The sequence below is a fragment of the Streptomyces sp. SID11385 genome, from assembly GCF_010548245.1.
Lineage (GTDB): Bacteria > Actinomycetota > Actinomycetes > Streptomycetales > Streptomycetaceae > Streptomyces.
This window is the reverse complement of the sequence record NZ_JAAGLR010001148.1, coordinates 1-6,870: the sequence shown is the minus strand read 5'-3', so window position 1 is coordinate 6,870 and position 6,870 is coordinate 1. Positions and strand designations below refer to the sequence as shown.

General features: G+C 73.5%; 7 protein-coding genes. All 7 read left to right on the top strand.

From position 1 onward, the window contains the following. Positions 1–52: 52 nt before the first annotated feature. Positions 53–697: an HAD family hydrolase gene (locus tag G3I42_RS34990; protein WP_164291681.1), complete on the top strand. Its 645-nt coding sequence runs from the start codon at positions 53–55 to the stop codon at positions 695–697. A gap of 409 nt (positions 698–1,106) precedes the next feature. Beyond that, entirely contained in the window at positions 1,107–2,183 is a 1,077-nt protein-coding gene (locus G3I42_RS34985; protein WP_164291680.1) for an ATP-binding cassette domain-containing protein, read from the top strand. Further along, positions 2,180–2,929: a methionine ABC transporter permease gene (locus G3I42_RS34980; RefSeq protein ID WP_164291679.1), complete on the top strand. Its 750-nt coding sequence runs from the start codon at positions 2,180–2,182 to the stop codon at positions 2,927–2,929. The genes G3I42_RS34985 and G3I42_RS34980 overlap by 4 nt, the downstream gene beginning before the upstream one ends. 78 nt (positions 2,930–3,007) lie before the next feature. Next, positions 3,008–3,862, top strand: coding sequence for a MetQ/NlpA family ABC transporter substrate-binding protein (locus G3I42_RS34975; RefSeq protein WP_164291678.1), 855 nt, complete (start codon positions 3,008–3,010; stop codon positions 3,860–3,862). Positions 3,863–4,059: 197 nt separating this feature from the next. Continuing rightward, the gene (locus G3I42_RS34970; RefSeq protein WP_164291677.1) at positions 4,060–4,719 is read left to right on the top strand and encodes a GNAT family N-acetyltransferase; all 660 of its coding nucleotides are present in this window, start codon (positions 4,060–4,062) and stop codon (positions 4,717–4,719) included. Between the two features lie 231 nt (positions 4,720–4,950). Beyond that, entirely contained in the window at positions 4,951–6,168 is a 1,218-nt protein-coding gene (gene cbiE / locus G3I42_RS34965) for a precorrin-6y C5,15-methyltransferase (decarboxylating) subunit CbiE (RefSeq protein WP_164291676.1), read from the top strand. A 394-nt stretch (positions 6,169–6,562) separates the two neighbouring features. Further along, a partial coding sequence (locus G3I42_RS34960; RefSeq protein ID WP_164291675.1) for a hypothetical protein occupies positions 6,563–6,870 on the top strand: 308 nt, incomplete at its 3' end.

The following is a 6,870-nucleotide window of genomic DNA, read 5'->3' as shown; positions in this document are numbered from 1 at the left end:
CTCAGCCCGCCCCACCCCGCGCCCTCCCGCCCCCGCGATTAGGCTCGCCACCATGAAGCTCCAGGCCCGCGCCCTCCTCTTCGACAACGACGGCACCCTCATGTCCTCGCTCCGCTCCGTGCGCCGTTGCTGGACCCGATGGGCCGTCGAGTACGGGGTGACCGAGGCCGACTTCGCGCGGATCGAGCTGCACGGGCGCCCGTCCGCCGAGATCGTCGCCGACCTGCTGCCCCCGGAGAAGGTGGCGGAGGCGACGCGACGGATCGAGGACCTGGAGGTCGCCGACGCCGAGGGCACCGAGGCGCTGCCCGGCACCGTCGCCCTGCTCGCCGGGCTCCCCGCCGAGCGCTGGGCCGTCGTCACCTCGGCGACCCGCAGGCTCGCCCGCGCCCGCCTCTCGGGCCTCGGCCTGCACCCCCGTACCCTCGTCGCCGCCGACGACATCACACGAGGCAAGCCGGACCCCGAGCCCTACCTGCTCGGCGCCGCGAAGCTCGGCTTCGCGCCCGGGGACTGCGTCGTCTTCGAGGACGCCCCCGTGGGGCTGCGCTCCGCCCAGGCGGCCGGGATGCGGACCGTGGCATTGGCCACAACGTACCCCCGCGCGGAGCTGTCCGCCGACGCCCTCGTGCCCGACCTCTCGGCGGTGTCCGTGCAGGTCAGCGACGATTTCCTGGAGATCGTGACCGAGGACTGAGCCGCGCGGCGCCGTCCGGGTACTGGACGGCAGGAGTCCGCGACGCGGACAAGCGGAGGAGTGGCCTCCGCTCGTCTGGTTAACTGACGTCATGACCACGACGAGCGCACGCATCCCAGCGACCGAGGCGAACCTGACGCCCGGTGCTCGCCGCATGTGTCGAATGTGTGCCTTCTGAGGGTCCCCGCCTCGCGCCCCGAAGCGAGACCGGCAGTACCGCGAGGCCGCACCCCCTGACCGGGTGCGTGCCGCGCCTGCCCCGGACCTGAACCCCCGCCGCCCCACGGCCCCGGCCTGCGCGGACCCGGAAGCGGCGACAGGTCCCGCCCCCCTCGGCCCGTGCCCCGCGCACGGCACTTTCCCGTGCCGGTGAACGCCGCCGCGCACTCGACATCCCAGGGACACCCCCGTGATCACCACCCAGGACCTCACCAAGGTCTACCGGTCGGGCGGCCGTGACGTCACCGCGCTCGACGGCGTCGACCTGCACGTACGCGAGGGGGAGGTCTTCGGCGTCATCGGCCAGAGCGGCGCCGGTAAGTCCTCCCTCATCCGCTGCGTCAACATGCTGGAGCGCCCCACCTCCGGCACCGTCCTCGTCGACGGCCAGGACCTCACCGCGCTCCAGGGCCGGGGCAGCCGCGCGAGCCGCGAACTGCGCGCCGCCCGCAGCCGTATCGGCATGGTCTTCCAGCACTTCAACCTGCTCTCCTCGCGCACGGTACGGGACAACGTCGAGCTGCCGCTCGAAATCCTCGGGCACAGCCGCCGCGCGCGGGCCGCGAAGGCGGGTGAACTGCTCGAACTCGTCGGCCTCGGCGACAAGGCGAGCGCCTACCCCGCCCAGCTCTCCGGCGGCCAGAAGCAGCGCGTCGGCATCGCCCGCGCCCTCGCCGGCGACCCGAAGGTCCTCCTCTCCGACGAGGCCACCAGCGCCCTCGACCCCGAGACGACCCGCTCGGTCCTCGAACTCCTGCGCTCCCTCAACCGCGAACTCGGCCTCACCGTCCTCCTCATCACCCACGAGATGGACGTCGTCAAGACCGTGTGCGACTCGGCGGCGCTCATGGAGAAGGGCCGTGTCACCGAGTCGGGGACGCTCGACGAACTCCTCGCGACGCCGCGCTCCGCGCTCGCCGCCGCGCTCTTCCCGGTGAGCGGCGAAGGCAGCGGCCCCGCCCGCACGGTCATCGACGTCACCTTCCACGGCGACTCGGCGAGCCGCCCGGTGATCTCGCAGCTCTCCCGTACGTACAACATCGACATCTCGATCCTCGGCGCCGCGATGGACACCGTCGCGGGCCGCCAGGTCGGCCGGATGCGCATCGAACTGCCCGGACGGTACGAGGAGAACGTCGTGCCCATCGGCTTCCTGCGCGAACAGGGGCTCCAGGTCGAGCCCGTACGCCCCGATGCCACGTCCTTCGACGCCGCGCCCCCCGGCCCGGCGACCACGACGACCGAGAAGCAGGAGGCGGGCCGATGACCTGGTCCGAGATGCGACCGCTGCTCAGCCAGGCGAGCTGGGACACCCTCTACATGGTCGGCTGGTCGACGCTCATCGCCGTCGCCCTCGGCCTGCCCATCGGCGTCCTGCTCGTGCTCACCGCGCGCGGCGGGCTGCTCCGGAACGCCGTGCTCTCCAAGGTGCTCGGACAGCTCGTCAACATCGCCCGCTCGATGCCGTTCATCATCCTCATGGTCGCCCTCATGGGCTTCACGCGCTGGCTCACCGGCACCACGATCGGCCGCGAGGCCGCCATCGTGCCGCTCGCCATCGGCGCCATCCCCTTCTACGCGCGCCTCGTCGAGACGGCGGTGCGCGAGGTCGACCACGGGCTCGTCGAGGCCGTGCAGTCGATGGGCGGCACGACGTGGGCCGTCGTCCGCAAGGTCCTCGTCCCCGAGTCGCTGCCCTCGCTCGTCTCCAGCGCCACCACCACAATCGTCACGCTCATCGGCTACTCCGCGATGGCGGGCACCGTCGGCGCGGGCGGCCTCGGTGACATCGCGATCCGCGAGGGCTTCCAGCGCTTCGAGACCGGGCTGATGTGGGTGACCGTCGCGATCCTCGCCGTCGTCATCTCCGTCATCCAGTTCCTCGGCGACTTCACGGCCCGCGCCCTCCACGACCGGGGCGGACGCGGCGGCCCCGTACCCGCGCTCCGCTTCCTGCGCCCCCGTACTCCCGCCAGGACGGCGGAGGTACGGGACACCGCCGACGCCGCCTGAGCACGCGGCCCCACCAGCCACCACCGCACCACCTCCCCGCACCCGCCGGGAGCAGCACCACCGAGAAAGGCACTTTTCGTGCGTAACCACACCCGCCGTACCACCCGCATCGCCACCGCCGTCGCCGTCGCGGGGGCCCTCGGCCTCGGCCTCGCCGCCTGCGGCTCCGACGACTCCGGCTCCGGCAGCGGCGGCTCGGGCGACAGCGACAAGGCGCTCGTCGTCGCCGCGAGCCCCACCCCGCACGCCGACATCCTCAAGTACGTCCAGGACCACCTGGCCGCGAAGGACGGGCTCAAGCTCAAGGTCAAGGAGGTCACCGACTACGTGACCCCCAACACCGCGACGCAGGACGGTTCCGTCGACGCCAACTTCTTCCAGCACAAGCCCTACCTGGACGACTTCAACAAGAAGAACGGCACCGACCTCGTCCCCGTGACCGCCGTGCACCTGGAGCCGCTCGGCGCCTACTCGCACAAGGTCAAGAGCCTCGGCGCGCTGAAGAAGGGCGCGACCGTCGCGGTCCCCAACGACGCGACCAACGAGGCCCGCGCCCTCAAGCTCCTCGCAAGCAACGGCCTCATCACGCTCAAGTCCGGCGCCGGGGACGACGCGACCCCCTCGGACATCGCGAAGAACCCGAAGGACATCTCCTTCAAGGAGCTGGAGGCCGCTCAGGTCCCGCGCTCCCTCGACGACGTCGACGCCGCCGTCGTCAACGGCAACTACGCGGTCGAGACCGGCCTCAAGCCCGCGAAGGACGCCCTCGTCCTGGAGAAGGCCAAGGACAACCCCTACGCGAACATCCTCGTCGTCAAGGACGGCAAGGAGAGCGACCCGCGCGTCAAGAAGCTCGCCAAGCTCCTCCACTCGCCCGAGGTGAAGAAGTTCATCGAGGACACGTACGAGGGCTCGGTCATCCCGGCCTTCTGAGCCGGCCCGCCCCTCGCCCCGCGCGTACGGCCCCGGCCGCCCGAGCACGCCTCGGGTGCGCCGGGACCTTCGCGTGCCCCGGTGGTGCGCCCCCGGGGGCCCATGCTGCATGCTGGACCACCCGGCACAGCGGCCCCAGGACTTGCCCCGAGGGCCGCCGAAGACACCGACCAGGCCCGACCATCACGGAGCGGCGCATGACTTCCCTCTTCCCCGATGTCTCCCTCAGCACCGAGCGGCTGGTCCTGCGCCCCTTCGAAGCCGACGACGCCGCCGCCCTGGCCGACATGATGAACGACGAGCCCGTCGCCGCCTGGACGACGTACCCGCACCCCTTCACGCGTGCCCACGCCCGCGACTGGATCACCCACCGGGCTCCCGGAGCGCGGCTCGGCGGCGAAGGACTCGTCCTCGCCGTCACCGAGTTCCTCACCCAGCGCCTCGTCGGCGCGATCCGGCTCAGCCGCACCGACTGGGACCTGCGCGCCACCGAACTCTCCTGCGTCACCGCCTCCTGGGCGCGCGGCGAGGGATACGCGGCCGAGGCGGCCCTCGCGGTCGCGCACTGGCTCTTCACCGACCGGCGCTTCGCCCGCGTCGAACTGCGCACCGCCGCCGACAACACGGCCGCACAGCAGGTCGCGCAGCGCATCGGCTGCATCAGCGAAGGCGTCCTGCGCGGCGCCTGGATAGCCAGGCACCGCGACCAGAGCGGCGTCCTGCGCCGCGACCGCACGGACCTCATCGTCTGGAGCCTGCTACCCGAGGACTTGGACGACGACGTCGAGGCCCCCGCCGTGCACGAGGAGACCCGCACCGGGCACAGCCCGGTCCGCGCCTACGCCGACTGGAACTGACGGCGCCGCGAGGGGATACGGGCCCGACGGGCGTCCCCGGCCCCCGGCACCGGCACCCGCCGCCCCGGTACGGGCATCCGTCGCCCCCGGCAGGACACCCGCCGCCCCGGCACGGGCGCCCGGAGCCGCCCCTGCCCGCACGCCCGTGCGACCGGTACGCTGCCCCCTGCCCGTACGGCCCCGCACGCTCACGGGCCCCGCCCCCGCGCACACCACAGGAGACTCACGAAGATGGCCGACCGGGTCACGGTGATCGGCTGGGACGGTTCGCCGCTGACCGAGGCGGCCCGCTCCGCGCTCGGCGCCGCGACGCTCGTGGCCGGGGCCGCCCACCACCTCGCGCTCCCCGAAGTACCGGCGGACGCCGAGCGCATCCGGCTCGGCAGCGTGCACCTCGCGGCCCGTCGCATCGCCCTGCACCGGGGCAGCGCCGTCGTCCTCGCCGACGGGGACCCCGGCTTCTTCGGCGTCGTCCGCGCGTTGCGCGCGGGCGAACACGGCCTGGAGGTCGAGGTCGTGCCCGCCGTCTCGGCCGTCGCCTCCGCCTTCGCGCGCGCCGGGATGCCCTGGGAGGACGCCGAGATCGTCGTCGCCCACCCGCGCACCCTGCGCCGCGCCGTCAACGTCTGCCGCGCCCACCCCAAGGTCGCGGTCCTCACCTCGCCCGGCGCGGGACCCGCCGAACTCGGCCTGCTCCTCGAAGGCGTGCACCGCACCTTCGTCATCTGCGAGGAACTCGGCACCGCGCGCGAACGCATCACCGTCGTCACCTCCGACCGCGCCGCCGACCACGCCTGGCGCGACCCCAACGTCGTCATCGTCATCGGCGGCAACGCGACGGCGGGCGGGACCGACAACGGCTGGATCGCGGGGCGCGACCCCGGCGGCCCCGTCCGCGGCTGGGCCCTCCCGGCGGGCGAGTACGGCTCGGGGACGCCCCTGGAGGGCGAGGCCCGCGAACTGCGCGCCGCCCAGCTCGCCCGCCTCGGCCCCCGTACCGGCGACCTCGTGTGGGACATCGGCTCGGGGACCGGCGCCTTCGCGGCCGAGGCCGCCCGCTTCGGGGCCGCGGTGCTCGCCGTCGACGCGGACCCGGACGCCTGCGCCCGCACCACCGGCTCGGCCCGCCGCTTCGGCGTGCGCGTGCAGGTCGTGCACGGCAGCGCCCCGCACATACTCGAAGACCTTCCCGAGCCCGACGTCGTACGGGTCGGGGGCGGCGGCGCGCCGGTCGTCTCGGCCGTCGCGGACCGCCGTCCGGCCGCGATCGTCACCCACGCGGGCACCCGCGACGAGGCCGAACTCCTCGGCCGCACCCTGGCCGAGCACGGCTACGCGGTCGAGTGCGCGCTGCTCCAGTCCGTCGCCCTCGATGTGGGGGAGTGGACCGAAACCGAACGTACCGTCGTGTTTCTCCTTTCCGCCCACCGTCCCGATCGCGCCCCGTGAACCAGTGGCCACAGCCAGCGGGGTAGGCTGGCCGATCGTCGTACAGCTTTGCGAGCTGCTCCCGGCACCCCGAACCGGCCCGTAAACCCCAGGTCCGCCCCGTGATCCGGGGTCCTGCGGGACGGGCGCGCGCCGACGTGGCGCAGTCCACAGCCGACTGTGGCGGAAAGTGGCCGTCATAAGTGCGCCGGGACCGGGAGAATGCCCCGGGACGGCAGGGTTCTGCCCGCATCGTGCCGCAGGGCGCGTGCGCTCGTTGCTCCCCGTGGGAGGCCGAACGGCCTGCCGGTGAGCAACGGAAGGACCCGGCCGCCGTCGGCAGGTCCCGGAAGGCACGGGAAGCCGGTACGACCGGAGACAAGCGAAACAGCTGACACGTGGGCGAGGGGTACGCATGACGGACACCGGCAAGGGCCCGGCCGAGGGGCAGCCACAGGCTGCGGCACAGCCGGGCCCGTACCCGTACCAGGGGTACGCCGCAGCTCCGGCCGAGGACGACGACCTCCTCTTCATGCCGGGCGCGCAGGGTGCCTGGACCGAGGCACAGCCCGTACTCGCCCAGCCGGTGCAGGCCGCCTACCAGGCCCCGGGCGCCGAGCAGGGCAGTTACGGGGCCGGGCTGCCCGGCGCGGAGACCGCGGGCGCGTACGCCGCGCCGCTCGCCGACGCACCCGCGCCGTCCGTTCCCGTCGCCCCGCTGCC

What these genes read in the sequence shown, in the direction of transcription:
- cbiE (WP_164291676.1), top strand. Translation starts at nt 4,951, where the DNA reads ATGGCCGACCGGGTCACGGTGATCGGCTGGGACGGTTCGCCGCTGACC.
- G3I42_RS34970 (WP_164291677.1), top strand. Translation starts at nt 4,060, where the DNA reads ATGACTTCCCTCTTCCCCGATGTCTCCCTCAGCACCGAGCGGCTGGTC.
- G3I42_RS34980 (WP_164291679.1), top strand. Translation starts at nt 2,180, where the DNA reads ATGACCTGGTCCGAGATGCGACCGCTGCTCAGCCAGGCGAGCTGGGAC.
- G3I42_RS34990 (WP_164291681.1), top strand. Translation starts at nt 53, where the DNA reads ATGAAGCTCCAGGCCCGCGCCCTCCTCTTCGACAACGACGGCACCCTC.